General features: G+C 58.2%; 27 protein-coding genes. 14 read left to right on the forward strand and 13 right to left on the reverse strand.

Annotated features, from left to right (window positions below; all coding sequences use genetic code 11):
• Nucleotides 1-717 precede the first annotated feature (717 nt).
• The 3 genes from AC07YV_RS14440 to AC07YV_RS14450 all read left to right on the forward strand — a co-directional run bounded on the left by AC07YV_RS14440 (nt 718) and on the right by AC07YV_RS14450 (nt 2892).
• A complete protein-coding gene (locus AC07YV_RS14440; RefSeq protein ID WP_102700399.1) occupies nt 718-990 on the forward strand; it encodes a hypothetical protein in 273 nt (90 codons plus the stop codon).
• A 302-nt stretch (nt 991-1292) separates the two neighbouring features.
• Nucleotides 1293-2117, forward strand: coding sequence for an HNH endonuclease (locus AC07YV_RS14445; protein ID WP_102700400.1), 825 nt, complete (start codon nt 1293-1295; stop codon nt 2115-2117).
• A 43-nt stretch (nt 2118-2160) separates the two neighbouring features.
• Nucleotides 2161-2892, forward strand: coding sequence for a hypothetical protein (locus AC07YV_RS14450; protein WP_146025374.1), 732 nt, complete (start codon nt 2161-2163; stop codon nt 2890-2892).
• A 262-nt stretch (nt 2893-3154) separates the two neighbouring features.
• Here AC07YV_RS14450 and AC07YV_RS14455 read toward each other — a convergent pair whose 3' ends face one another.
• Nucleotides 3155-4372: a DUF3422 domain-containing protein gene (locus AC07YV_RS14455; protein ID WP_102700402.1), complete on the reverse strand. Its 1218-nt coding sequence runs from the start codon at nt 4370-4372 to the stop codon at nt 3155-3157.
• A 5-nt stretch (nt 4373-4377) separates the two neighbouring features.
• Between AC07YV_RS14455 and AC07YV_RS14460 the strand changes: the two genes are divergently transcribed.
• Nucleotides 4378-4770, forward strand: a complete 393-nt coding sequence (locus AC07YV_RS14460) for a hypothetical protein (RefSeq protein WP_146025375.1) — start codon at nt 4378-4380, stop codon at nt 4768-4770.
• Here the strand turns inward: AC07YV_RS14460 and AC07YV_RS14465 are convergent.
• Nucleotides 4693-5508, reverse strand: a complete 816-nt coding sequence (locus AC07YV_RS14465) for a PaaX family transcriptional regulator C-terminal domain-containing protein (RefSeq protein ID WP_494990320.1) — start codon at nt 5506-5508, stop codon at nt 4693-4695. The two genes, AC07YV_RS14460 and AC07YV_RS14465, sit on opposite strands and share 78 nt — an antisense overlap.
• A gap of 128 nt (nt 5509-5636) precedes the next feature.
• Here AC07YV_RS14465 and AC07YV_RS14470 point away from each other — a divergent pair, with 128 nt between their 5' ends.
• Both AC07YV_RS14470 and menE read left to right on the forward strand, forming a co-directional pair.
• The gene (locus tag AC07YV_RS14470) at nt 5637-7301 is read left to right on the forward strand and encodes an isovaleryl-CoA dehydrogenase (RefSeq protein ID WP_102700404.1); all 1665 of its coding nucleotides are present in this window, start codon (nt 5637-5639) and stop codon (nt 7299-7301) included.
• Between the two features lie 39 nt (nt 7302-7340).
• The gene (gene menE, locus AC07YV_RS14475) at nt 7341-8843 is read left to right on the forward strand and encodes an o-succinylbenzoate--CoA ligase (protein ID WP_102700405.1); all 1503 of its coding nucleotides are present in this window, start codon (nt 7341-7343) and stop codon (nt 8841-8843) included.
• Nucleotides 8844-8931: 88 nt separating this feature from the next.
• Here menE and AC07YV_RS14480 read toward each other — a convergent pair whose 3' ends face one another.
• Complete coding sequence (locus tag AC07YV_RS14480; protein ID WP_102700422.1) at nt 8932-9378, reverse strand: hypothetical protein; 447 nt, start codon at nt 9376-9378, stop codon at nt 8932-8934.
• 264 nt (nt 9379-9642) lie between these two features.
• On the opposite strand from AC07YV_RS14480, the gene AC07YV_RS14485 reads away from it, so the two are divergent.
• Complete coding sequence (locus AC07YV_RS14485) at nt 9643-10722, forward strand: HAD family hydrolase (RefSeq protein ID WP_102700406.1); 1080 nt, start codon at nt 9643-9645, stop codon at nt 10720-10722.
• Between the two features lie 176 nt (nt 10723-10898).
• On the opposite strand, the gene ctlX is transcribed toward AC07YV_RS14485, so the two are convergent.
• From ctlX to AC07YV_RS14515, 6 genes are all read right to left on the reverse strand, one after another.
• Nucleotides 10899-11837, reverse strand: a complete 939-nt coding sequence (gene ctlX / locus AC07YV_RS14490; RefSeq protein ID WP_102700407.1) for a citrulline utilization hydrolase CtlX — start codon at nt 11835-11837, stop codon at nt 10899-10901.
• Nucleotides 11838-12063: 226 nt separating this feature from the next.
• Nucleotides 12064-12543 (reverse strand): Lrp/AsnC family transcriptional regulator, encoded by a 480-nt coding sequence (locus AC07YV_RS14495; RefSeq protein ID WP_007974731.1) that lies wholly within the window; start codon nt 12541-12543, stop codon nt 12064-12066.
• 12 nt (nt 12544-12555) lie between these two features.
• Nucleotides 12556-13317, reverse strand: a complete 762-nt coding sequence (locus AC07YV_RS14500; RefSeq protein ID WP_007986657.1) for an ABC transporter ATP-binding protein — start codon at nt 13315-13317, stop codon at nt 12556-12558.
• A 55-nt stretch (nt 13318-13372) separates the two neighbouring features.
• Nucleotides 13373-14083 (reverse strand): ABC transporter permease, encoded by a 711-nt coding sequence (locus AC07YV_RS14505; protein WP_102700408.1) that lies wholly within the window; start codon nt 14081-14083, stop codon nt 13373-13375.
• Nucleotides 14080-14805 carry an ABC transporter permease gene (locus AC07YV_RS14510; protein WP_102700409.1) on the reverse strand — a complete coding sequence of 242 codons (726 nt, stop codon included), beginning with the start codon at nt 14803-14805 and terminating at the stop codon, nt 14080-14082. Before AC07YV_RS14510 ends, AC07YV_RS14505 begins: the two co-directional genes overlap by 4 nt.
• A gap of 59 nt (nt 14806-14864) precedes the next feature.
• Nucleotides 14865-15644: a transporter substrate-binding domain-containing protein gene (locus AC07YV_RS14515; protein ID WP_102700410.1), complete on the reverse strand. Its 780-nt coding sequence runs from the start codon at nt 15642-15644 to the stop codon at nt 14865-14867.
• 562 nt (nt 15645-16206) lie between these two features.
• On the opposite strand from AC07YV_RS14515, the gene ocd reads away from it, so the two are divergent.
• The gene (gene ocd, locus AC07YV_RS14520; RefSeq protein ID WP_102700411.1) at nt 16207-17253 is read left to right on the forward strand and encodes an ornithine cyclodeaminase; all 1047 of its coding nucleotides are present in this window, start codon (nt 16207-16209) and stop codon (nt 17251-17253) included.
• 59 nt (nt 17254-17312) lie between these two features.
• Here the strand turns inward: ocd and AC07YV_RS14525 are convergent, their stop codons facing one another.
• Nucleotides 17313-17912, reverse strand: coding sequence for a carboxymuconolactone decarboxylase family protein (locus tag AC07YV_RS14525; protein ID WP_102700412.1), 600 nt, complete (start codon nt 17910-17912; stop codon nt 17313-17315).
• A 12-nt stretch (nt 17913-17924) separates the two neighbouring features.
• Nucleotides 17925-19253, reverse strand: coding sequence for an aspartate aminotransferase family protein (locus tag AC07YV_RS14530; RefSeq protein ID WP_102700413.1), 1329 nt, complete (start codon nt 19251-19253; stop codon nt 17925-17927).
• Nucleotides 19254-19612: 359 nt separating this feature from the next.
• Between AC07YV_RS14530 and glnH the strand changes: the two genes are divergently transcribed.
• The 5 genes from glnH (at nt 19613) to AC07YV_RS14555 (ending at nt 23917) form a co-directional block, all read left to right on the forward strand.
• Nucleotides 19613-20356 (forward strand): glutamine ABC transporter substrate-binding protein GlnH, encoded by a 744-nt coding sequence (glnH, locus tag AC07YV_RS14535; RefSeq protein ID WP_102700414.1) that lies wholly within the window; start codon nt 19613-19615, stop codon nt 20354-20356.
• A 34-nt stretch (nt 20357-20390) separates the two neighbouring features.
• Nucleotides 20391-21047 carry a glutamine ABC transporter permease GlnP gene (gene glnP, locus AC07YV_RS14540; protein ID WP_102700415.1) on the forward strand — a complete coding sequence of 219 codons (657 nt, stop codon included), beginning with the start codon at nt 20391-20393 and terminating at the stop codon, nt 21045-21047.
• Nucleotides 21044-21766: a glutamine ABC transporter ATP-binding protein GlnQ gene (glnQ, locus tag AC07YV_RS14545; RefSeq protein ID WP_102700416.1), complete on the forward strand. Its 723-nt coding sequence runs from the start codon at nt 21044-21046 to the stop codon at nt 21764-21766. The genes glnP and glnQ overlap by 4 nt, the downstream gene beginning before the upstream one ends.
• Nucleotides 21767-21775: 9 nt before the next feature.
• Nucleotides 21776-22825, forward strand: coding sequence for a C45 family autoproteolytic acyltransferase/hydrolase (locus AC07YV_RS14550; RefSeq protein ID WP_102700417.1), 1050 nt, complete (start codon nt 21776-21778; stop codon nt 22823-22825).
• 186 nt (nt 22826-23011) lie between these two features.
• Nucleotides 23012-23917 carry a MurR/RpiR family transcriptional regulator gene (locus tag AC07YV_RS14555; RefSeq protein ID WP_102700418.1) on the forward strand — a complete coding sequence of 302 codons (906 nt, stop codon included), beginning with the start codon at nt 23012-23014 and terminating at the stop codon, nt 23915-23917.
• A 46-nt stretch (nt 23918-23963) separates the two neighbouring features.
• Here the strand turns inward: AC07YV_RS14555 and AC07YV_RS14560 are convergent, their stop codons facing one another.
• Together AC07YV_RS14560 and AC07YV_RS14565 are read right to left on the reverse strand one after the other, a co-directional pair.
• On the reverse strand, nt 23964-24890 hold the full coding sequence (locus AC07YV_RS14560; protein WP_102700419.1) for a LysR family transcriptional regulator: 927 nt from the start codon (nt 24888-24890) through the stop codon (nt 23964-23966).
• Nucleotides 24887-25861, reverse strand: a complete 975-nt coding sequence (locus tag AC07YV_RS14565; RefSeq protein WP_102700423.1) for a quinone oxidoreductase family protein — start codon at nt 25859-25861, stop codon at nt 24887-24889. The genes AC07YV_RS14560 and AC07YV_RS14565 overlap by 4 nt, the downstream gene beginning before the upstream one ends.
• A 389-nt stretch (nt 25862-26250) precedes the next feature.
• On the opposite strand from AC07YV_RS14565, the gene AC07YV_RS14570 reads away from it, so the two are divergent.
• Complete coding sequence (locus AC07YV_RS14570; protein ID WP_102700420.1) at nt 26251-26727, forward strand: PA2171 family ribosome-binding persister protein; 477 nt, start codon at nt 26251-26253, stop codon at nt 26725-26727.
• Nucleotides 26728-26872: the final 145 nt, after the last annotated feature.

The following is a 26872-nucleotide window of genomic DNA, read 5'->3' on the forward strand; positions in this document are numbered from 1 at the left end:
TTATTGCCCTGACCACGTACTCCAGAAGGCCTTTGCCATTCGGCGATTAGTAGTTCACCAGCAAGTGAAACCTCGGCTATCCGCTGAAATTTTTCTTCTACTAAGGTCTAGTGCTACGTAAAAATCTGCGCCTTCCTAGCCTTGGTGAAAGTCCAGGATTTACGTAGGCCGCCGCGTGGATGGGTGACCGCTGAAACTGCCGTGCTAGAGCCGTTATGCGACCTGTAGTCCACTATAATTTTTAAATGTCGATTAGCGACTCTGTCTAATTTTTAAATGTTGGCGCTCAATTGTCTGCCGTTGGATCGAAGACAGTTGATTTAGACGCGTCCAGTGGTAAACAACAAATGAAATCGATGGAAGCTCTGAATCAGTGGGCGCTAAGCTACCACCGGGAAAATTAACGAACCCTGAATATGGTGTAGCCCATCTTGTTGATTTGCTGAGGATTATAGTTTTTAAATGCGTTTTTATATTTTTTAGATGATCCTCACAGTGGTCGAGGGATGTGGCTGGAGGTTGAAATGTACCTGGGAGACAGCCTGTGTGGAATACCTATGAGTACGCATAATGTATATTATGTTAAATGCGATGTTATGTGAGAGATGGTCATGAGCAGCTTGAACCATTGATTCGACAAAACCGTTTCCGACGTCTGCTCTCTCGACGGTCCATGTACCAAATGTTCATGGCGAGCCTTCAAATGAGGACCTTCCAGTGAGTTTGGTTCAGAGCCGTTTCTCTTCCGGTCAGCACGTGCCGCTACTTGTGCAGGATGATCAGGCGGCGCCACTGCCCAAGCTCGTTCCATTCATCTACGTCCAGCTCAAGCTCAAGCATCGTGCATACAATACTGCCGCAGCGAATCTACCCAGCTCACTGAGTACTGCCGTCGCTTCATCATCGACCCAAACCAATTTTTCCATTTCCATTGCCGCTCCTTATGCGGCAAGGCACCGGTTTTCAGACATCGCGCTTAAAGCACTTTGATCGAGCCTTTGCAAACACCCTGGCCGCCCAGAAGCTCGATGCTAAAAGGAGGTTGATGGTGATCAATCTCAACCAAGCTACGCGGCTCTCGGCCGGAGCGCCAATTGGCCGAAACTATCGTCTGCCAGTCGAGTACGGCCTACATGGACTCTTTTGGGCCATGCAGTTGCTGCTACATGGCGCTTTGATGGCCGTGTTGCCTGATGCTATAAGCGAAGCGGTACGTTGTCGACTCTGTCATGTTCTGCTGTACCCCCCTACTTTCACTACTCCACCAGACAACCTAACGCGCAGGACTTCGCATGAGCATTCCTTACTACCCCAGCCGAAAAGCATTTATCGAATCCTTGGGCGCCACGTGTAAAAACTGGACTTGGAGCTGGTCGTTTGTGAATCACCAAGAGCGCAAGGTCATATTCGGCGCTTGGGACACTCATATGAACGGCGACCGTACACTCATACTCTGCGAGGGTTGGGAGATTGAGAATGGGCGTCGCAACAATGGCTACGCGCAGAGTGTCGAGCATCTCAGGTTAGTCGCCGAACAGGAATACGAGCTTCATACGTTCAAGATTACGCACTCGGACGAACGCCAGGACGAGGACGGCGTAGGCCCTGCAAAGATCAAAGAATTTGAACGATTTATCACTCGCAAATGGCTACTTCAGCAGAAAGGTCAATGGTATGCGTGTGAAGAGCCACCCATGCCTGCGATCCCCGAAGAGGTCAATCAGCCAGAGCTCTACCTAGAGGGGGCACTGCGAGAGGTAAGGGTCAACGCATACGAGCGCAATGCTCAGGCCCGGGAAGCATGCATTCGGCATCACAAGGCCGTGTGCGCAGCTTGTAAATTTGACTTCGGCTCGGTCTATGGCGAGATCGCCAAAGGGCTTATCCATGTTCATCACATCGTACCCCTGAGCACGATCGGCGCTGAATACAAGCTCGACCCAATAACCGATTTGATACCGCTGTGCCCGAACTGCCATGCAGTGGTACATCGTGGCGCCGAGGTCATGAGTATAGATAAGCTCAAAGAATGCTTAGCTGCGGCAAAAGGGGGAATGCTTGAACTAGTAGCACCCAGTAATGCGCCACGCCGCCCGAGGCCTACCCCTGCACAGTGATTTTAGGGATGTAACTCCGCCACTTTTCCCGCCCGAGGTAATAATGTCGTCATCCGTTTTAAGATTCGCTTGGTCTAAAATTCGCGACCATAAGGTAAGTAAATACGCCCTGCTCCTGATTGCTCCAGTCGTTGTAAAACCGTTGGATTTCACCCCTGCCAGGAGGCCGATCCATTTGCGGCTGAAGGGGCTCTGGGGATTGCCTTTAGTTGTTGCCGGGGTGTGGGCGGCCGTGGCCGGCTTCAGCCTGGAGTGGGCCTATGGAAATTCTGTTGGGTCTGGAGTGTCGGTTGCCGAGGCATTGAAGATCGTCGGTCGCCTCAAGAATATGACCTGGGTGTTAGTGACTGCTTCGACCGCACTCTTGCTATACATCATCAGCGTTCTACGTTGGGGATTCCACTGCGCTGCGATCCAGCTGCTGAGGAGATGGTTTCCCGATATCAGCATGCCGCACTGCCTTTTCTTTGTCGTCAATACGTCGGGATGGGGGATGTGGTTTGCCATCTACGGATATGGCCTATTTCAAGCAGTCAAATGGTGGGTCAGCGCAGGGCAACCTGCCTACGTGCCGGATGGCAGTAACTTGACCGAACCGTTGTTGCACATAGTGATTGTTTGTGTCTTGGGCGGACTGCTGCACCTCACGACCCGTAACAATACTGAAGGGATGCGAGCGCTGTACGGAGGTCACCGAGGGCTGAGCTTTTTAGTCAAGCTCGTAGGTATCCTCCTGATGTTTCTCCTCGGCAGCATTTCATTAATGCTTGGCTAGCATCAGCGAAAAAAACGACCTGCCCACCGAAGTGTGCCGTAGGTGCGCCCCTCCTCTGCAACGTGGTTTTGGAATGTAAAATGAAATGCTGACGGAGAGAAACATTTGCAAACGATACGCAGTTCATAGGGGACATTGGTGCATGCACCCTCCCCGGGTCATACACACTGCCTCCTACAATCCCGTCGAAGCTTCACCCCTTTGCCGGCGGCCGCCATGTACAGGTGGAAAAGACGCCGCAACAACATCGCAGCCCATCACCTCAATGCTCCTTAACTTTCCTGATACGCAGCACAATCAACGCAAGAATACCGATCGCGAGCGGCGCAATGACCAGCATGGCCTCTCGCGGGGACACCTCAACGCCAAGCAGGTGCACCCCTGAGTAACCCAGCTTGAGCAAACTGAGCAAGTAGTAGGTAATGGCAATAATCGACAACCCCTCCACTGCGCGCTGGATCTTGATCTGGGCATCGGCGCGGGCATTCAGGCTTTTCAGGATTTCCGAGTTCTGTTCCTCCATTTCCACCTGAACCCGTGCTTGTAACAGATCGCCCAGGTTGGCCACGCTTTCGGCCAGGTGCTCCAGGCGCTGTTCGGTGGCGGTGCAGTACCTGACGGTAGGTTTGAAGCGGCGCTCGATAAATACGCCCAGGCGTTGGCAATCACCGACGTGACTTTCCCGCAGCTCACCCAGACGTTCGAACACCAATTGCGCATAGGCTTGCGTGGCACTGAAGCGGTGCCGGGTTTTCGCCGCGCTGCTCACCACTTGCGCAGACAGGTTGGAAATATCCGCAAGCAGGGCTTTTGCATTACTGCCGTGCGGGTCGGCGTTGCGTTCGGAAAGGGTGACCAGGGTCTTGTCGAAAACATCGAGCTGCGCGCTCAAGTCCTTGGCCATGGTCAAGGATAACGAGGCCATCATCCTGTAGGTCTCGATTTCCAGCAGGCGGCGTATCATCCGGCCCTGGCGGTAGGCATTCAGGCGCCGGTTGACGAACAACATGTGGTTGTTGCCCTCCTCGCTCAGGCGAAAATCACTCCAGACCATGGCATCGCCACCGCCCACGCACGAACCGCTCGGATCCTTGAAGCCGTACCGGGACAGATCCAGGCCGGTTTCACCACGCACGACAATCTGCACCGAGTTGATCAGGGCCGGCAAATGCACTTCGACCTTTGACGCCAGCACCTCGGGCAGCGTTGTCCAGGACAGGTCATCAGAGGATGAAGTGACCACCAGTGTCAGGGTGAAAAACTCGGCATGGCGCTCCCATTTCAGTGCATGGCCATCGAGTTGGGTAATGCCTTGGGCGGCATTCAGGTCGAGGGTGCCTGGGCAGCATTGTTCAAGGAATGCATTGCACGCCTGATCGCTGCCGAGGAAGGCCAGATGAAACACATGGGCCGGCTCATCGAAATACAGTGACGGGCGCGCGTGTAGTTCGTTGTGCAGGCTTTGTCGTAACGGGTGCATGTTGTATGGCCATGTTGGAGTTGTTTTTGCCGCTTGCGATGAATGCCCAGCCGAGCCAGGTGCCGGATTTTTCGGGGCATTATCGATTGCTGTTGTTGGTGGGACAGTTTGGCGAACTCACGAGTCACGGCCAGGTGACAAACCTTGGATCGACAACAGCGAAGCCCTGCCGTCCCTGGCAGGCACTTCTCACACCGATTCCGGTGTCGGTTCTGTTACTCGCATGCTTCAGTTCAGCCAGGCAAAGGACAGACACCGTCCGAAGCGTGTTTGTCGACCTGCCATCGCTGCAGCCGGCAAGCGAAACCATCGTCCGGGTTTCATCTACCCTGGGCGAGAAAGTCGCGCCAGATCTGGTGGCCGACATCGTCATATCGCTTGACCAGCTCGCGGAATGAACGACGGTGCGCGGAGTCCACCAAAGGCTCAGGAAGCATCGGGTCGAACACGATCTGGCGCATGGCCTGGTCCCCCAGTACATACGACTCACGGGCAGCGTCCTCAATCGGCATGCCGGCCAAGCGCGCCATCGACGCCTGCAGCGTGCGTTGGCCGTCGCTGTAGGTTTTCTGCAACTCACTGGCGTCCCACAGCAAACGGGCCCGGGCGTCTCGCTGCGGATCGAACTGCTGCGCCTGGAACACCGCCGTCGAGTTTTCCACGCCCAGTGACAGCAGGCGTTCGCGTGTGTGCGCCACTCCGCCGACCAGGTTGTCAGGGCGGATAAACAATCCGTCATCCAGCTCGCGCAAGCCCACCAATCCGAATGCGCGCTCTCGGGCACGCAATGCTTTGCGATCGCTGCGGCCCAGGGCCGCCGTAAGCGCCACCGCCCAACTGCCATCCCACTCGCGCAGACGCGTTTCGGCCTGGCGCCAGGCGCCTATCTCTTCGCCCAGCGCTCTGCCGGCCTGGCCAAGACGGTAGGCGCCGCGCACGACAGTTTCGATCAGTTCGGCGCTCTGCAACCGGGCAAGGGCAACCCGTGTGTTGTTCGCAGACAGACCGAACAAAGCGCAGGCGCGCACGGCGCTGGTGACATCCAGCTCACCACCTTCGACAACCAGGAGCAATTTGAGGATCAACTGACGCGGCGTTGGCGTCGGGTTTTCGAGCTCGTCTGAAGCGGGTTCCAACAAGAATCAGTCCTCCCTTCCAGGCACGATTCGGCACGCACCTGATGAATGATCGTAAATTACAGTGATTGACATAAAAAATACATTAAGTGTAATTTTCTCCGGACCTATCACGGAGAAACCCACTCATGTCTGCCGCAACCCAGCCAAAGATCGACACCCCGTTTTCAACCCACGAAGTTTTCAATCAGCCGCAGCCGTTGCCAGCTTACAACGCCTGGGACAGTGATGTCCCACTGCGCGAAGCGGTGCGAGTGAACGGCGGCGACTGGGCACAGGCACAGTTATCGGCCCATGGCGCCATGAGTGGCGGCGAGCAAATGGAGCTGGGCGAGCTGGCCAATCGCAACAAACCCGTGCTCCATGCCTTCGATCGCTATGGCCGGCGCATTGACGAAGTGCAATTCCATCCCGCCTACCACCAGCTGATGCTCAACGCGATGCGCGGCGAGGTACACAGTTTTTCGTGGAACCACTCGGGGCAACCCGGAGCCCATGTGGTGCGCGCGGCCTTGTTGTATCTCAATGGCCAGGCAGATGCAGGCACCTGCTGCCCGTTGACCATGACCCACGCCGCCATTCCGGCGCTGTTGAACACCCCTGAGCTGGCAAAAATCTGGATCCCCAAACTGACCGCCCGGGACTACGACCCACGTCCCCTACCCGTCGAGCAAAAACGCGCCTGCACCATGGGCATGGGCATGACCGAAAAACAGGGTGGCTCGGATGTACGCAGCAATACCACCCAGGCCCACCCTCAGGCCGATGGCAGCTTCAAACTGGTCGGTCACAAGTTCTTTTTCTCTGCCCCCATGTGCGATGCGCACCTGGTACTTGCCCAGCTCGATGGGCGCGTGAGCTGTTTTCTGATGCCGCGAATCCTGCCTGATGGCTCGCTCAATGCCGTGCGCATCCAGCGTCTGAAAGACAAGTTGGGCGACTGGAGCAATGCCTCCTCCGAAGTGGAGTTCCAGGGCGCCACGGCCTATCTGGTCGGTGCTGAAGGTCGCGGGGTGGCGACCATTCTGGAGATGGTCGCGCTGACCCGTCTGGACTGCGTGATTGCCTCTTCGGCATTGATGCGCCAGGCCCTGGTGCAAGCGCTTAACCACGTCAGCCAACGACATGCCTTCGGCCATGTGCTGATCGAACAACCGCTGATGCGTAACGTCCTGGCCGATCTGGCGCTGGAGAGTGAAGCTGCCGTGGCCTTCACGATGCGTATCGCCCGTGCCGTGGATGCCTCGCCGAACGATCCGCAGGAAGCGGCCTTCGCTCGTATCGCCACGGCCATCGGCAAGTACTGGATTTGCAAACGCACCCCGGCGTTCGTCAACGAGGCCCAGGAATGTCTGGGCGGGATTGGCTTTGTCGAAGAAAACATCCTGCCGCGCCTGTACCGCCAGGCACCTTTGAATTCCATCTGGGAAGGCAGCGGTAACGTGCAATGCCTGGATGTGCTGCGCTCGTTGCACAAAGACCCGGCGGTCAGTGAGGCCTTGTTTGCCGAACTGCAAAACGCCGCAGGCCTGCACCCGCTGTACGACAGCCACCTGCAGTGGTTGCACAACGCATTCCAGGACATTGGCAACCTCGAGGCCCGAAGCCGTCTGGTGGTGGAGCGCACCGCGCTGGCAATCCAGGCCGGGCTGCTGCTCAAGTCAGGCAATAACGAGATTGCCGACATCTTCTGCCGGGCACGCCTGGGCAACGAATGTGGATTCGCCTTTGGCAGCCTCGATTCCAATGCACCGCTGAGCACCTTGATCGAACGCGCCATGCCCCGTCTCTGAGTTGGCCCCCTAGCCATAACAATAAAAAAGGAGAACCCCATGAGCGTACATTTAGGACGGTTGCTGGCACAGCGCGCCGACTTGACGCCAGACCGAGAAGCGCTGGTTTCACCCACGGGAAGATGGACCTTCGCCCAGTTCGACGCACGCTGTAATCGCCTGGCCAATTATCTGGTTGCACAGGGCGTGGCCGAAGACGATCGCGTGGCGGTCTATTCAAAGAACAGCGAGTTTCTCGCCTGCGCGCTGTTTGCCGTAGCGAAGGCCGGCGCCACGTTGGTGGTACTCAACTGGCGCCTTCAGGCGCCCGAGCTGAGCTACATCCTGGCCGACAGCGAACCGGCAGCGCTGCTGTTCGAGGACGCGTTCGCACCCACCGTCCGGCAATTGGTAGCTGACCGACCAGGTCTGATTCTGATCAACAAAGGTACCGGACAAGCGCCAGGCGCCTACGAGCGCATCACTGCCGATACCAGCCTGGACGCGCCGCTGTTGCTGGGCCGCGGCGGCGATGCCCCGGCGGTGATCATGTACACCTCGGGCACTACCGGAAAACCCAAGGGTGCGTTGCTCTCCCACGCAGCGTTAATCTGGACCGCGCAAAGCAACAGCGCCACCCTGGAATGGAATCAGGACCACCGCTTTCTACTGATCGCGCCGATGTTCCATATCGGCGGTCTTTCCCCCATGCTGACCAACGTGTTCAAAGGTTGCACCACGGTGCTGCTGCCTGACTTCGACCCCACACAAGTCTGGGAGGTGATCGCTCGCGAGCGCATCACCAGCTTGATGACGGTGCCGGTGATGCTTCAGGCATTGTTGGCCCTGGCAAAAAAACAGGAAGTCGATAGCAGCAGCCTGGTTTCCGTGACCTGCGGCGCCTCGGCAGTTCCCCTCAGGCTGATCGAAGACTGCCTGGCCATCGGCGTGAAGGTGCAGCAGGTGTACGGCATTACCGAGTTTTGTGGCGCGGTGACCTTTTGGACCCAGGAAATGGGCCTCGCCCATGCCCACTCCCACGGCAAGGTGCTGATGTTTGGTGAGGTCAGAATCGTCGATCCGTCCAGCCTGGAGCCACTGGCCCCCGGCCTGGACGGCGAAGTCTGGTGTCGTGGGCCGATGATGTTTTCCGGCTACTGGCGTAATCCGCAAGCCACCCAGGTAGCTATTCAAAAAGGTTGGTACAGAACCGGTGACATCGGTCGCATTGACGAGCATGGATTTCTCCACGTGGTGGATCGCCTCAAGGACATGATCATCAGCGGTGGCGAGAACATCTACCCGGCAGAACTGGAGGCGGTGATCGCCTCGTTGCCAGGTGTCGCCGAGGTCGCCGTCATCGGCCAGCCTGATGAGCGATGGGGCGAGGTGCCAGTCGCCTTCGTCGTTGCCGCGTCGCCAGGCGCTACCAGTGAGGCCGTGATCATCGAGGCATGCCGCCTGCGTCTGGCTGGTTTCAAGTGCGTGAAGTCGGTGCAGATGATTGACACCCTGCCCCGCAGTTCGGTGGGCAAGGTTCTGAAGCGACAGTTGCTTGCATAAACCCGAGCAAGTGCCGCTGAACATCAGCGGCACTTGCGTACGCGACAGTCACGTTGGCGACGCTTGGCTGAACGATCAACGAAAACGTTCACCGAGCCGCTTGTGCGATTTCCCCGCAAAAAAGATCGACGCTGCCATCCTCAGGTGTCGTGCGCACGACAACGGAATATTGACCGGACATCAGATCCGACACAGAGACCGGGGCAACACGCTCAAACGTCCAACCTGCCTGAGCAGTACGCTGAGTGGTAATCCTGTCGTTCATCTCGTAAGCAACCGGGCCTGGCTGCTGGCAGTTGCCTCTGTTGACGAACGTGTAAATGCGCAACGGCAAAGTGGTTCCTGCCGGGACGCCAGAGATGTAGAAGTTGAAATTACTTTCGTTGTCCACGGCGGTCAGCGTCGTATTGGCGATCTGGCCGGCATTCTGCTGTGTGGCTTTCAGGGGAAGCGTCACCGACTGGGTGGATGAACGGGTACAGCCCGAGAGACTTACTGTGACCAGTAGCGCTGTCAGTGGGAGGGTGTAATTCATTGACAACCTCGATCGGTTGAAGAAGTGCCGGGTGGAATATTGTGTATAGCTGATCAGCTCATGTTGCACTCCCCCGGAATGTACTTCTCGGACATGCCCCATCCCGTGCCGCTCCTGCATTGAGCAATGTCTCGATCCGAGTGCAGAAACAGCAATTATTCGCAAACCCACTACACTGGATTGCGAACTGACTGCTGTAGTCATCGCCAGAGTGAGCAGCCATGTAACCGCCCATGATTAATCCATCCACCGTAGGTGAACTTCATGAATCTCATGACCCTGGCGCAGCGTACCTGGAACTCCGCAGTCACTACGACGCGCCTTTGCTCGCACGTTGAACGCCGCCATGGCGCGCCCCTCGCCGTACTCGGGCTGAGCCTGATCGCGTCGACGGCGGTGTTCGCGGCTGACCCTTTGGCATCCTGGAATGACGGGCCGGCCAAGCAAGCCATCGTGGAATTCGTCAAGGCGACCACCCAGCAAGGGGGTAGCCAGTTCGTTTCGCCAGCCGAACGCATCGCGACCTTCGACCAGGACGGCACGCTGTGGGTCGAGCATCCAGCGTATAGCCAACTGTTTTATTGCCTGAGCCGCGTTCCTGAGGTGGTCAAGGCAAAACCGGAGTTGGCCAGCGCCGAACCCTTCAAGACGGTACTGTCGGGCGACCGTGCCGCCATGGCAAAACTGACCCTCGATGACTACCTGAAAATCGCCATGGTGACCCTCAGCGGCATGCCCACGGATGAGTTCAAGCAGCAAGTTCGTGCCTGGCTGGCCGAAGCCCGCGACCCTCGCTGGAAGCGTCCTTTCACCGAACTGACGTATCAGCCAATGAAAGAAGTCATGCAGTACCTGCGTGACAATGGCTACAAGACCTACATTGTCACCGGGGGTGGTCAGGACTTCGTTCGCACCTATTCCGAAGAGATCTATGGCGTGCCTGCGGAACAAGTCATCGGTAGCGCTGGCGCAACCGAGTATGTCTACGACAAGAACGGTAAACCGCAGTTGATCAAACAACCCAAAGTAGTGCTCAACGACAACGATGCCGGCAAGCCAGAGAACATTTACCTGATGACGGGCCGTCAGCCAAACGCGGCCTTCGGCAACTCCACCGGCGACAAGCAGATGCTGGAATACACCAAGGCCGGCCAAGGCGCGCGGCTGGTGATGCTGGTGCTGCACGACGACGCCGAGCGCGAATATGCCTATGGCCCGGCTCAAGCATTGCCCGAGACCAAGGTAGGCACCTTCACGCAACCCCTTTATGGCCAGGCAAAGCGAGATGGCTGGACGGTCATCAGCATGAAAAAGGATTGGAAGAAGGTATTTGCATTCGAGTGAAACACCGCTGCGGGTGAGTTCAGGTAGCAGAGGTCGCCACGGTTCGAGCCGCAGCGGCCAACGTTCCAGCTTTCGTGGACCACGGCGGCCTCGCCTACACCGGGTCCGGCTGGACCTCCGGCTCCCTGGCTAACGCGCCTTCCCCTCTCGCCCGGCGGCCGTTACCGGGCGGACCATCATCGCACCTGTTGCCGAGTGGGCATTTGCCTTGGCAGGAACACCTCGGCCAGCATGCAGCGCGCGCTGCCGCCACCGATGCGCTCGATGGTGTCGATGCTCACTGGCAACGGCGTGGTATGAGTTTCGATCAAACGACGCTGATCGGCGTCCAGGGATTGCCAGGCGGTACGTGACATCACCAGCAGTGGCTCGCCTGCTGCGTTGTGTACCTCCAGCATGTTGCCGGCGAAAGATTCCAATTGCGCCCAATCCAGGGCGATCACCTGCTTGCCGCTGTCTTCCAGGCGCGTACGCAATGCCTGGCGTTCGGCGGGATCAGCAACCGCTGACAGGCACACCACGGCCAGGCGCGTGCCCACGCTCATCATCACATTGGTGTGATAAATCGCCACGCCTTGGCGGTCCACCGCGTTGAACGCACAAAGTTCATAGCCCAGATGGGTGACCAGTTGATCCAGTGCCCGGGCGTGGGTGCGGGTGGAATACCCGGCGTAGCAGATCCGCTGTTGCCGATCCAGGACCATGCTGCCGGTGCCCTCCAGGAAAACCTCCTGCTCTTCAAGGCTGGACAGGTCCAGCACCTGCTCGACCCGGTATTCGCCCAGCAACCCGTCGAGTACACCCTTGTCCCGCTCCAGACGCCGGTTGTGGCCCTGCATCGGGTACAGCACCAGGGTGCCGTCCGGGTGGCTGCTCCACCAGTTATTGGGGAAGATCGAGTCCGGGGTATGCGGCGCTTCGCGATCGTTGTGCACCAGGACTTCGACGCCGTGCTGGCGCAATGCGTCAACATAGCCATCGAACTCGGCAAGGGCCTTGAGTTGTACGTCTTCAGCAACGGTTGCCGGACGCTGGAAGCGGTTGTTCGCCGCCGTGTCCTGATTGAAGGAGAAACGTGTCGGACGAATCATTAAAACCGTATTGGTGGTTTGCATGGGCACAGGCTCAATGAGGGACGAGAGAGGCTCATTGTCTGTTTCAAAGGGGGAAAAACCCGGTTGATAATGGCTGTTGCGCTGATGAAAACGGCTGAAGAAAATGCCCTCTTCAGCCGATTCGGTGAGGGCCGGAAAGCAAAAGATCGCAGCCTTCGGCAGCTCCTACACGGACCGTGTTCACCGCCGTTCTGTAGGAGCTGCCGCAGGCTGCGATCTTTTGATCTTATTCCATGGTGGTCTTGACCATCGCCAGCTCCGGGTGGCTGACCAGTTTGTCGATGTGCAAATCCGGGTCGTCGAACCAGACTTCGGTCAACACCCGGTAATGCTCCATGTCACGGCAGCGCATGCGCAGGCTGTAGTCGAACGCACCGCTGATCAGGCGACATTCCAGCACCTGCGGGCAGGCGCGGACTTTGGCTTCGAAGGCCTTTTGCGCGGCGCGTCCGCTCTGGTTCGACAACGCCACCAGCACCAGCAATGACAAGCCCGGCGTCAGTTTCTTCTCATCGAGAATCGCACCATAGCCGCGAATGACCCCAAGCTGTTCCAGCTTGCGCACTCGTTCCAGACATGGCCTGGGGGTCAGGTGCACGCGCTCGGACAGCTTTTGATAGGTGATGCGCCCTTCGTGGCGCAACACTTCAATGATTGCCTGATCGATACGATCAAGCACGATCGACAGATCGCGGATATCCGCCATGTACGCCTTGCCTCACTTCAAACGACCCGATAGAAATTGCTGCAAACGTTCACTGTTCGGCCGGTCGAGTATCGTAGCATCACCCTGCTCCTCGACCCGCCCCTGATGCAAGAACAACACCTGGCTGGAGACCTGCCGGGCAAACCCCATTTCGTGGGTCACCATCAACATGGTCCGGCCCTCTTCGGCCAGTGCCTGAATCACCTTCAGCACTTCACCCACCAGTTCCGGGTCGAGCGCCGAGGTGGGCTCGTCGAACAACAGGATTTCCGGTTCCACCGCCAGGGCCCGGGCGATCGCCACCCGTTGTTGCTGCCCGCCCGACAGAAACGCCGGGTACTGATCGGCCACCCGTTGCGGCAAGCCGACCTTGTCCAGATACGCCCGCGCGCTCTCCTCGGCAGCCTTGCGACTCATGCCCAGGACGCGACACGGCGCCAGCACGATGTTCTCCAGTACGGTCAGGTGACTCCACAGGTTGAAATGCTGGAACACCATCGCCAGTCGCGTGCGCAAGCGCTGCAACTGCTTCGGGTTGGCGACACGCATGCCACCGACACCCTGGCGGGTGAGGACTCGCTCGCCATCCAGGGCAATGGCGCCTTCGTCCGCCCGTTCCAGAAAGTTGATGCAGCGCAGCATGGTGCTTTTGCCCGAGCCGCTGGCGCCGATCATGCTCACCACGTCCCCTGCCCGCGCGTTTAACGAGACGCCCTTGAGTACTTCGTTGTCACCAAAACGTTTATACAGATTTTCAACGGTGAGTTTGTACATGCGAATACTCCTGGAGCGGCACACTTATCGGTGCCGCTCTGGAAAAAAATGGAAGTCAGTGGGCCGGGCCCAGGAAGCTCAGCCAGCGTTTCTCAGCCAGGCGGAACGCACCCACCAGCCCGAACGACAGCACCAGGTACAGCAGACCGGCGATACCGAAGGCCTGAAAGGTCATGAAAGTCGCGGCGTTGGCGTCCCGGGCGATTTTCAGGATGTCCGGGATCGTTGCGGTGAACGCCACCGAAGTCGCGTGCAACATCAGGATCACTTCGTTGCTGTAGTAAGGCAGCGCGCGGCGCAGCGCCGAAGGCAGGATCAGTTGCAGATACAGGCGCCAGCCACTGAGGCCATAGGCATGGGCCGCTTCGATTTCACCGTAGGGAATGCTGCGGATCGCTCCGGCAAAAATTTCCACGGTGTAGGCGCAGGTGTTGAGGGTAAACGCCAGCAAGGTGCAATTCATGGCATCGCGGAAAAACGCTTCGAGCAATGGCTGTGAACGGACCACGGCAATGCCGTAGATGCCGCTGTAGCAAATCAGCAACTGGATATACAACGGCGTGCCGCGAAAAATGTAGGTAAACAGCTGAACCGGCCAACGCAAGACGCCCCAGCGCGAGACGCGCAAGATCGCCAGGGGCAACGACAGGAAAAAGCCCATGGCAATGCTCGCCACCAGCAGCCAAAGGGTCATGGCCAACCCGGTGAGGGTCTCGCCGTCGCTGAACAGAAAGGGTTTCCAGTATTCGGCAATCAACTCGATCATCGCGCCATCCCCCGTACACCCTGGTTGTAGCGCCGTTCCAGCACGCGCAAGACACAGTTCGAAGCGCTGGTGATCAGCAGGTAAAGCGCGGCGGCCAACAGCAGAAAATCAAGCATGTTGAAGGTACTTTTGCCGGCCTCCTGCGCGACTTTGACCAGGTCCGACAAACCGATGATCGATACCAGCGCCGTGGCCTTGAGCAGCACCAGCCAGTTGTTGCCAAGGCTCGGCAAGGCGAAACGCATCATTTGCGGGAACACCACGAAACGAAAACGCTGCCAACGGCTCAGGCCAAAGCACGCGGCGGCTTCCTGCTGACCGCGCGGCACACTGAGAATCGCCCCGCGAAAGGTCTCGGTGAAATACGCCCCGTAGATAAAACCCAGGGTGATGATGCCGGCCACGAATGGGTCGATTTCCATGTAGGGCCAGCCCATGGCTTCGGTCAGGGCGCTGAGCCAGCCTTGCAGGCTGTAAAAGATCAGCAGCATCAACACCAGGTCGGGCACGCCACGGATCAGTGTCGTGTAAAAGGTCGCCGGCAGATTCAACAGCTTCAGCGGCGACAGCTTGGCCGCCGCGCCGAGCAGCCCCAGCGCCATGCTCACCACAAGTGCGAGCGCCGACAGTTTGAGGGTGACCCAGGTGCCGTGCAGCAACAAAGGGCCATAGCCTTGCAGGGCCGAAAGATCGAGCCCCGGAATATTCAGGAAGGAATTCACGCCAGTCACCTGTCTTGATGCGCCCCGCTCGCTGCAACACAGCGACCGGGGCGCGAGGATCAGTTGTTGTAGAGGTCCAGGTCACCGAAGTGTTTCTGCTGGATCTGCGCGTAGATGCCCTTGTCGTGCAGGGCCTTGATGGCGGCATTGAGCATGCCCTTGAGCTCTTCGTTGTCCTTGCGCACACCTATGGCGATTTCCGACGGTACCAGCGGGTCACTGATGCCTTCGCTGTTCTGGAAGTCCGCCCCTTGTGGCGAGGTCAGGAAACTCATCTGCGCTTGCAGCTTGTCCTGGATCGACGCATCGAGACGGCCAAACACCAGGTCGGCATAGACCTGATCCTGATTCTGATAGGCCCGCAGTTTCACCCCGCCCGGCGCCAGTTTGGCCTTGGCGTAGGTTTCCTGAATCGTGCCCTGCATGTAACCGATGGTCTTGCCGCGCAGCGACTCGGCAGTCGGCAGCAGACCGGAATCCTTGCGGGTAACGATGGCAGTCGGTCCGGCGTACAGGCGATCGGTAAAGTCGATCTGTTTTTTGCGCGCGTCGGTCACGGTCATCGACGATTCGATGGCATCGAACTTGCCGGCCTTGAGCCCCGGAATCAGCCCGTCGAAATCATTGCTGACCCACACGCAGGTGAGCTTCAGCTCGGCACAGATTGCATTGCCCAGATCCACGCCAAAACCCTGTACACCGCCATCGGCCGTGGTGGATTCAAAGGGTGGGTAGCTTGGGTTGACGCCAAATCGCAGCTCCTTCCATTCCTTGGCACTGGCGCCCGTGGTGCAGCACAGCAACGCGAGTGCCGGCAAAGTCAGCCATTTGATGTTCATGTTCTTGAGTCCCGGATTATTTGGATTTATCGCGATCCGGCGCCTGCGTCGGACCACACTTTTTGACAGGGGCAGAGAGTCTTTGCGGTCTTCACCGCAGCCGTTTTTGTTGTTATCGACTGGAAGCAGCCAGTCGTCGCAGTTGCACGCCATCTCAAGCGGTGAACGACAAGTGCTTGAAACGGACCGCCAGAATGCCAATTGCCGGGAGGGTGCTGGTGTCGTAACCCCCTGTTCAAACAGCGTGCCTGTGCTGAACGAAGGGGTTTCACAGCCGATTCTGTCGTCTGCTGCAAGTGACTGTTTCTCCGCTTGATGGGAGCACCACAGTCAATGCGGATGCCTTTGAAGCAGGCTCCATCTGCATAACGCTGAGTCGTAAAGGGTGCCTGACCGATTCCGCTGTGCGCGCCCTGTTTTTCGACTTCTCTGGCTGTATCCAGGGTCGGTATTGGCCGAAATCTTCTCGCCATTGCCTCGACAATAAGTCCGTTGCAACTACATGGACCACCCACAGGTCGTCCAGACCGGCCCACTAAAAAGACGCGCAAAGGAACCCAATATGACCCGTTACATTGACGTCAATGATCTGAGCCTCCTCGTCCGGGAAAAAGGCTTGCCTCGCTGCCTGATAGAAATGGCCGAATACATCCGTCAAGACTACGTACGCTGGCCGGATTTCGAAAAATGCGCGCGCCTGGCGAACCACTCGCCGGAGGGTGTCATCGAGCTGATGCCCGTGTCTGATGCGGCGCTCTACGCCTTCAAGTATGTCAATGGACACCCGAAGAACACTCACAATGGCATGCTGACGGTCATGGCGTTCGGCGCCCTGGGAGACGTCGACACCGGCAAGCCTGTGTTACTGAGTGAAATGACGCTGACGACCGCCATTCGCACCGCTGCTACTTCTGCGCTCGCGGCCCGCTACCTCGCCCGACCGGACAGTCGCCGAATGGCGCTCATCGGCAATGGCTCACAGAGCGAGTTCCAGGCTCTGGCATTTCATACATTGCTCGGCATTACTGAAATCAGTCTCTACGACATCGATCCAGCGGCAACGGCGAAACTGGTAGCCAACCTGCGGGCCTACCCTGCCATACAGGTGAGCGTTGCCAAAACCGTCGCAGAAGCGGTACGGGGTGCCGATATCGTGACCACGGTCACGGCCGACAAGGCCTACGCAACCATTTTAACCCCTGAGATGATCGAGCCCGGGATGCACCTCAACGCCGTGGGGGGCGACTGCCCCGGCAAGACTGAACTGCACCGGGACATCGTGGAGCGTGCGCGGGTCATGGTTGAGTACGAGCCGCAAAGCCGAATTGAAGGGGAAATTCAGCAGGTGCCCGCCGACTCTCCGGTTATCGAGTTCTGGAAGGTCATCGATGGTCAGACTCAAGGTCGCCAGCATGCCGAGCAAGTCACCCTGTTCGACTCGGTCGGCTTCGCCATCGAGGACTATTCCGCCTTGCGCTATGTGCTGGATGTTGCACGAACGCTCAACATTGGCAGCGATATTCAGCTGGTACCGGAGCTGCAGGATCCGAAGAACCTGTTTTCGCTGCTGCAGACTTCGGCAACCGTCGATGAAAGGCTTCGGGCTTGATACTGCTCGACACTTAAAAGCGTTCACCTGGCGGCCTCTTCGGTCGGTTGTTGAGGGGCTCATTGCGATGTTTTTTGCTCTGCACTTCTGCCCTCTGCAGGCTCATTAAATGGAAGCGGTGCATCGCTATCGCGGCGTACGGCGAAGACGTTCAGGGTCATCGCCACCAGTGCGTAATAACCGAAGACCCCAATGAGTTCGACGACAGCCGGCTCGCCAAACGCTTTTACAGCGTCGGCGTAAAGCAGGTCGTCGATACGCCGTGTCTCGTACAGCGACTTGCCCACTCGATAAACCAGCAGTTCATCTGCTCGGGTGAAGGGTGGGAACCTTTGCTGACGCAATGCTTCGATGATCGGATCGGCCAGGCCGGCAGAACGTGCGATGGGTTCATGGATCTGCCACTCGGCCTGGGATTGCCACCATGCCGCGGTGTAGAGGATCGCCAGCTCGGTCAAACGCAGTTCCAGGCGAGTCCCATAACGGCAGAATGCGCCCAGTCGCTGTGCGTGGTTGGCCAGTTCGGGACTGTGAATCCAGGCCAGAAAAGGCCCGTCGAGGTTGCCGCGCGGGCCGGTGAGGATTTCGTTGAGAACGGCGCGCTGGGCCTCGTTCATTTGTGCTTCGTCAAGGGGTGTCAGGCGCGATTGAATAGCCATGGCGATGATTCCTCAGAGACCTTTGAGCGTAATGTTCAGGGCACGCAGGAGCTTGTCGGCGACCTCGTCCAGATGATGGTCTTGCAGAATGAATGGCGGGGCCAGGAGGATGTGATCACCGTACTGACCGTCGACGGTTCCACCCATCGGGTAACACATCAGTCCTTGTGCCATGGCGGCTTTCTTGAGCCTGGCGTGTAACTTGAGCGCTGGATCGAACGGCGCCTTGTTGCCGCGATCAGCTACCAGTTCGACGCCCTGGAACAGGCCACGCCCGCGAATGTCACCCACATGGGGATGGTTACCCAACCGGTCGAGCAACCGGGTGCGCAGTCCCTCGCCCAGCTGATTGACGCGAGCCAACAAGTTGCGCGACTCGATGGCCTGCTGCACCGCCAGCGCGGCTGCGCATGCCGTGGCATGGCCAATGTAGGTATGACCGTGTTGAAAGAACCCCGAGCCCTGGGCGATGGCATCGCGGATTTTCTTGCTCACCAGCGTAGCTCCGATCGGCTGGTAACCTGCGCCCAACCCTTTGGCAATGGTGATCAGGTCCGCGGTGATCCCTTCCTGCTCTGCCGCGAACAAAGTCCCGGTCCGGCCCATGCCGCACATGACCTCATCGAGGATCAACAACACGCCGTGGCGGTCGCACACATCACGGACGCGTTTGAAATAGCCAGGCACGGCGGCGACGGCGCCCAAGGTCGCGCCGACCACCGGCTCGGCGACGAATGCCATGACGTTTTCGGTACCCAGGCGCAGAATTTCATCTTCAAGTTCGGCGGCCAGGCGCATGCCCATTGCCTCGGCCGTTTCTCCGGTTTTCTGTTCGCGGTAGGCGTAGCAAGGGCTGACATGACTGACGTTGATCAGCAAGGGTTCGAACTGCTTGCGCCGCCATGCGTTACCACCCGTGGCCAGCGCACCGAGCGTATTGCCGTGATAGCTCTGGCGGCGTGCGATCAAGTGCTTGCGCTGCGGCTGACCGATCTCGATGAAATACTGGCGGGCCAGTTTCAATGCCGCTTCCACGGCTTCGGAACCACCCGAGACGAAGTACACCGACTCAATCCCTTCAGGTGCCCGCGCTACCAGGAAATCCGCCAGGTCCTCCATCACCTGCGTGGTGAAAAATGACGTGTGCGCATAGGCCAATTGACCGACCTGGTTGCGAATGGCGGCAATCACTTCGGGATCGCTATGGCCAAGGCACGACACAGCGGCACCGCCGCTGGCATCGAGGTAGCGACGACCATCGCTGTCGATCAAGTAGGGGCCATCGCCTTGAACGGCCGTTGGATAGCTTTGTGTAAGGCTGCGATGAAAGACGTGGCTCATGATCCCCTCCGGATTATTTTCGCAAATAATATGTGCATAAAATTCAATTGCAATATTTTTTTGCTCTTGCAAATCCGATCATTCGCTGCCAATTCAGCCGTCAAGTCCAATTAATACGGACACATGCCTGCAATTGCAGGCGGAAAGTCATCCGCAAAATTTATTTGCATTTATCTTTTTTGCACGTATATTTTGCATCAAAGCATACGTTTCGTGCGCCTCCTCTCCAGGTGGCTAGCCGGGCCTACAACAAAAACAGTGGAGTGAATCGCCTTGGATCACTCGAAAAACAAACTGCCGCTACCCCAACCGCCCCGGGCTTGCCCTGGGGTTTGTACTCACCTGAAGAGAAAACACGCATGAGAAACCTTCTGAAGGCATCACTGGCTGTAATGGCACTGGTCGGCGCATCGGGCTGCTTTGCCGCTGGCAAGGAACTGCTCGTGGCAACGGACACGGCGTTCGTACCTTTCGAGTTCAAACAGGGTAACGAATACGTCGGTTTCGATATCGACCTGTGGGCAGCGATCGCCAAGGAAATGGGCGTCACCTACAAGCTCAAACCGATGGATTTCAACGGCATCATTCCCGCCCTGCAGACCCACAACGTCGATGTGGCGCTGGCCGGCATCACCATCAAGGAAGAACGCAAACAGGCCATCGATTTCAGCGACGGCTACTACGACAGCGGCTTCCTGCTGATGGTCAAAAGCGACAATGCCGCGATCAAGGGTGAAGCGGATATCGCCGGCAAGACCCTGGCGGTGAAAAGCGGCACCTCGGCAGCCGACTATGCCAAGGCCAATCTGAAGGCCAGCGATCTGCGACAGTTCCCCAATATCGACAATGCCTACCTGGAACTGCGCACTGGTCGCGTCGACGCCGCCATGCACGACACGCCAAACGTTTTGTACTACATCAAGACGGCGGGTGAAGGCCAGGTCAAAGCCGTCGGCCAACAGATGATGGCCCAGCAATATGGCATTGCGTTTCCCAAGGGCAGCGAGTTGCGCGAACAGGTCAATGGGGCACTGAAGAAGGTCCGTGACAACGGCACCTATGCGCAGATCTACCGCAAGTGGTTCGGCACCGATCCGCAGTAACTCCCCTGCCCCTCATTAAAAAAGAGAATTCAGCATGCATTTCCAATGGAGCGCCATCTGGGATGCGCTGCCGGTACTGCTCGAGGGCGCCAAGCTGACCTTGTGGATCTCGATCCTGGGTCTGATCGGTGGCGCCATCATCGGCGTAGTCGCGGGCTTTGCCCGCGCCTACGGCGGTTTTCTCAGCAGCCGTGTTGCGCTCGTTTTCATCGAACTGATTCGTGGCACTCCGATCATGGTGCAAGTCATGTTCATCTACTTCGCCCTGCCAATGATGGTGCCGGTGCGCATCGATCCGTTCAGCGCGGCGGTGGTGACCATCATGCTCAACTCCGGCGCCTACATTGCCGAAATCACCCGCGGTGCGGTGCTGTCGATAAACCGTGGATTTCGCGAGGCCGGGCTGGCGCTGGGATTATCCGGCAGAGACACGCTGCGCTACGTCATTGCGCCGCTGGCCTTCCGGCGGATGATCCCGGCGCTGGGCAACCAGTGGATCGTCAGCATCAAGGACACTTCACTGTTCATTGTCATTGGTGTCGCTGAACTGACCCGCCAGGGGCAGGAAGTCATTGCCGGCAATTTCCGCGCGATGGAAATCTGGTCAGCGGTGGCCATCATCTATCTGATCATCACCCTGGTATTGAGTTACGTGCTGCGGCGCATGGAATCGAGGTTGAAAATCCTATGATCGAGTTCAAAGGTGTCTCCAAGCACTTTGGCAGTACTCAAGTGCTGCATGACATCAACCTGAAGATTTCCAGCGGCGAAGTGGTCGTGATCATTGGCCCGTCTGGATCAGGCAAATCGACGCTGTTGCGCTGCATCAACAAGCTCGAGGAGATCAGCGCGGGCCAGTTGATCGTCGATGGGCTGGAGGTCAACAACCCCAAGGTCGATGAGCGGCTGATTCGCCAGGAAGCCGGAATGGTTTTCCAGCAGTTTCACCTGTTCCCGCAGATGACCGCACTGCAGAACGTGGCCTTCGGCCCGGTGCGGGTGCGTGGCGCCAGCCGTGCGGAAGCCGAGGCGATCGCCGCCGGGCTTCTGGCAAAAGTCGGCCTCGCCGAGCGGGCCAATCACTACCCGTCCGAACTGTCCGGTGGCCAGCAACAGCGAGTGGCCATTGCCCGTGCGCTGGCGGTCAAGCCCAAGCTGATGCTGTTCGACGAGCCGACTTCGGCACTGGACCCGGAGTTGCGTCATGAAGTGCTCACCGTCATGAAGTCGCTGGCCGAGGAAGGCATGACCATGGTGATCGTCACCCATGAAGTGGACTTTGCCCGCAAGGTCGCCACTCGACTGATCTTTATCGACAAGGGCCGTATCGCCGAGGACGGGCCACCCGCCACGCTGATCGCCAACCCTCCCAGCCCGCGCCTGCGGGAATTTCTACAGCACGTATCCTGAGGAGACGTCATGACGTTGCCCCAAATTCATATTGAAGGAGACGCGCATGCGATAGGTCATGGCCTCGGTGTCTTCGGTCGTGATGCCGTGCATCGGCACTTGCGTCCACTGGCACTCTGGCAACACCTGGCTTCGCTGGCGCAAACGCCAGCCGCCGCGCAGATGCGTCAAGCCGTGCAAACAGCGTTTCCTCGTTACTGGCGGGAAATCGAAGGACTGGCCGCTGGCTTGCAGCTGCCGTTCAATGAAGTGTTCATGTGGAACTGCCGGGGTGACTTCGTTCACCCGCAAAGCGTGGATGGCTGCACTACGGTGTTCGGTCCTGCCGGCGGCGGCACGCTGATCGCTCACAATGAGGACGGCTTGCCACAACTCAGGGGAAGCTGCGCATTCGCCCATGTCAAACCCGAGTCAGGCCTGGCGTTCAGCAGTTTTGTCTATCCGGGTTCTTTGCCTGGACACACCCTGGCCGTCAACGAGCGCGGACTGGTGGCGACCGTCAACAACATTCGCCCAGCCAGCATTCCAGCCGGTATCCCTCGACAGATCCTGGGTCGCGCGACGCTTGACGCCCACACCCTCCAGGAAGCGATTGCGATAGTGACCCGAACCGACCGCGCCGGTGCGTTTCACCATACGTTCGGCCAGGCCGGGAGCCATCGGGTCGTCAGCGTCGAGGCCAGCGCCGAAGGCAGTGCCATCAGGGAAGTGCGCAGGCCGGGCGGGCATTCCAACCACCTGATCGCGCCGTCGCTGAACCGGGTCCCTCAACGCATCACCGCCAGCTCGGGCGCCCGGCAACGATGCGTTGACCAGCAGCTGCAGCAGGTACCCGGCGATCTGGATGCCGATTTGTCTTTGGGTATACTGCGCGACACTTCGGGCGGGCACCTGCCTGTATACCGCACCGCCGCCGATGATCCGGACGATGAAAACACCTTGGCCACCGGGGTTTTCCTGATCAGCGCCAGCGCGGTAAAGTGGCGGATTCATACCAGGCCAGGCACCGGCCGACCCGATATCGAGGGCTTGGTACTCAACCCTCTCGGCAAAAGTTAGCGCTATGAGAAAACAGGGATGCCCCGGAGAAAAGCTGTCCCGGGCACTCTGGTGAAAACCACGCCAGGGGTAGTCTTCGCGATGCCCCCTGGCGCGGTAGAATGGCCAGTTTCACGCGTCGCAACACCGATTTCCCAAGCACTCAAGGTCGAGTGGCGACCGCCCAACAGCTTATGGATGCCCCTGATGACTATTGCCCCGGCAGAATTACCTGACACTTTGAATGGCCTCAAGCAATTGCTCGAAGCCATCGAACGGCGCGAGGTGGATATCGCCCTGGGCAGCAGCTCCAGACGCGTATTGATGGCACTGATAGAGTCGCCGCAACGCACCGCTGTATCTTCGATCAGTGAACTGGCGGAGCAACTGGACGTCAACGCCTCGACACTGTCCCGGCTGGCACAACGCCTGGGCTATGGCGGCTTCAGCAAATTGCAGGACGTCTTTCGCCGGGAGATTACCGAAGGCAAGCATTTCTACAGTGACCAGGCCTCGCAACTGGTGGTCAATGCCGGTGACAAGGACATCCTCAATCAGTTGACTCGCCTGGGTCGCCAGGAAAGCGCAAACATCGCCAGCATGATCGAGCAGGTCGATCCCGAGGTGTTTGTCCAGACCGTCGAATTGCTTGCCAGTGCCCACCGGGTACGGATCCACGGTATGCGCCAATTCAATTCGCTCGCGCTTTTCATGTCCTACGGCCTGGGCATGTTGCGCCCGGATGTGGCGGCGCTCGATTCCAGTCGCCAGGGTGTGGCGGATGCCCTTGCGCAACTGGATGTGGGCGATGTGCTGGTGGTGTCCAGCTGCTTCCCCTACACCCCCAGCGTGCTCGCCACTGCCGAAGTGGCTGCCCGCCACGGGATCAGGGTCATTGCGCTGACCGACTCATCCAGCTCGCCGCTGGCCAAGGTTGCATTGCACAGCTTCTATGTGCCGAACCACAGCCTGTTTTTCAGCAACAGCATGTGCGCCTTCATGTTGCTGGCGCAGGCGTTGTTGAGTGCCGTTGCCAGCAAGCTGGGCGAGGCGTCCGTTTCAGCGTTGAAACATCGTGAAAGCCTGATCGACGAACTCAACGCTTCGCTGTAAGGCCGAGGCTGGAGGTTCGAGTACGATATGCACCGCTACAGCCGATTCAAATACTCCACGGCGGTGCAGGAACAAACCTTGATTCGATCCATTGCTTGAAGGCAACAACCACGGCCGTGGGAAATTTGGCCGATGGCCTGACCAGATAGACCCCACCGGCAGTGTCCAATTGCCAATCCGCAAGGACACGCAACAACCTTCCGGCCGCGATATCACGACTCATCAACCAGTCACCGGCCCCTAGTATTCCCGCATCAGCACGGGCGGCCGCCAGCAAGGATTCACTGTCATTGGCTGTCAGGTTGCCTTTCGGTGTAATCGTCTGAAGTTCGTTGCCGCGATGGAGTCGCCACTGCGGAAAAGACGCAAGGCCACTGAAGCGCAGGCAATTGTGCTTGATCAGATCCTGTGGCGTTTGGGGCATTCCGTGCTTTCGGATGTAAGCCGGCGAAGCGCACAGAATCCGGCGATGGTCGCTCAGCTTTTTGGCGATCAACCGGCTGTCTTCCAACTCGCCGATCCGTATGGCAGCGTCAAAACCCTCATCAATGATGTCCACCAGACGCTCACTGTAATCGGCGAGGATCGAGACATGCGGATAAAGCTCGAGAAACTCCGGCAGCATCGGACCTAGCCAACGCCGTCCCATCGCTGCCGGTAATGCAAGGCGCAAAGTACCTCGAACTTCGCTGGCGCCCTTCGCCGCTTGCTGCTGCGCTTCATTCATCAGCTCGATGGCAGAGCGCAGACGCTGCTCCAGTTGGGCACCGGCTTCAGTGATTCGCACCTGCCGGGTCGAACGCTCCACGAGCCGAACGCCGAGGCGCTTTTCCATGGCGGCGAGTCGTTTCGAGACGACAGTCGGGTGTCGCTGCAATAGCCGACCCGCCCCGACAAACGAGCCTTGCGAAGCAACGGCCAGAAACGCAGCGATCTCGTCACTGGACTGACTGGTCAGAACATCAATATTCATGGTTTTAGAATGATCGCTCCCGATGAACGCCCCGACTCCAGGTCGGTATGTGCCCGTGCTGCGTCAGCCAGCGAGTAGCTTGCCCAGATCCGGGGCTTGATGATACCCGCACCTATGGCGGCCAACACATCCTGTGCGCGCTCCTGGTACTCAGAGGCGCTCGCCGTATGGGCGGCCAACGAAGGACGTGTCAGGAACAACGAGCCTTTGGCGTTGAGCGTGGACAGTTCCACGGCTGAAGGCGCCCCGGAGGAAGCGCCAAACGACACCATCAGGCCCCGTGGTCGCAGACAGTCCAGAGAAGCCTGGAAGGAAGCGCGCCCTATGGGGTCATAGACAACGTCGACCTTTCTGCCCTCGGTGAAACGAGCGACCTGCGATGCCAGGTTGTCAGCGTCAAACACCAGGACTTCATCGCAGCCCAACGCTTGAGCTTTTTCGACACTGGCCGGCTTTGAAACGACGCCGATTACAGTCGCCCCCAAGTGCTTGGCCCACGGCACCATAATTTCCCCCAGCCCACCCGCTACACCGTAGAGAAGAATGGTTGTGCCCTGCCCCACGGGATAGGTGGCCTTCAACAGGTACTGCGCAGTGATGCCCTTGAACATGACGGCTGCTGCATCAGCAAACGACAATGCATCCGGAATCCTGACCAGCCGCTCAGCCGGAAAAAGCCGGGCCGAAGCATAGGAGCCAACAGGGCCGGTGGCATAAGCGACGCGATCTCCAACCCGCACGTTGCTGACACCGGCCCCCACAACGGCGACACGCCCAGCGCCCTCCAACCCAAGTCCGGATGGCAACGCAACGGGCACCGCGCCCTTGCGTTGAGTCACGTCGAGGAAGTTGACCCCAATGGCTGCCTGCTCAAGCCAGACTTCGCCGGGTCCTGGCGATTGTTCGCTCAGTGACTCCAGGTTCAGTACTTCAGGATTGCCAGACTGGTTGAATCGAATCGCAGAGACCATGGTCATTTCCCCTTCAATCGGAAGCTGCCTTCACACAAGTGCCGCCAGTGTGAGTACTGATCTCCTGACGAACAAGGTAGGTTGATTGCAGATCATTAATGCACAGCTTGCAGCAATAACCTCACAGATACCACGCGTAACTGCGTGGTCATCAGACCGCTCTACCTTTTGCACCCGCCCCTACAGTGAATCGCCTCTGCTATCTGCAATGCTCAAATCGCCCTTTCTTGCAGACTGCACGCCCCAGTGGAAGAACACGGATCGCAAGTCCTTGTTTACCGGCGTATTGGCTGGCCGATGCCCTTGGCACAGGAAATGCGATAGCTATCGGCACGCCTCAATGCCACACCCCGTTGAGGCTCAATTCCACGCTAGCTGAGGCAGCCAACATGAACGCGATTGACCTTCTCAAAGCCGATCATCAAACCGTGAAAGCCATTCTTGCTCAATTGAGCGAGTCGACTGATAAAGCGATCAAGAAACGCACTGACCTCCTGGATAAGCTGGAGATGGAGATTTCCATCCATACAAAACTGGAAGAAGAAATCCTCTACCCAGCCTTCAAGGCGGCAGGGACCAAGGAGCAGGACGTCTTGTACTTCGAAGCGAAGGAAGAACATCGCACCGTCGACTCGCTGGTATTACCGGATCTGAAGCAGACTGATCCGGGCACACCGGAATTTGCCGGGCGAGTGAAGGTCGTCAAAGAGCTGCTGGAGCACCACATTGAAGAGGAGGAAACCGAAATGTTTCCTCAGGCGAAAAAACTATTGGGAAAATCCAGGCTCGACGACCTCGGCGAGCAAATGGAAGCGATGAAAGCCAGTTGCAAAAAGGAATGGGCCGCAACCCATATGGCAGCCTGAGGCCTGCCCGGACACAAAGCCCGGTACAGCCGTAATGCTGTTCAGTTAAGCGAGAATGATCCACTGTAGGAGCGAGCTTGCTCGCGATGGTCGTTAACGATGCCGCGTGTTTACTGACTAAACGCGGCGCTCTTGAGTCCATCGC

Source organism: Pseudomonas sp. GW456-E7 (assembly GCF_059424105.1).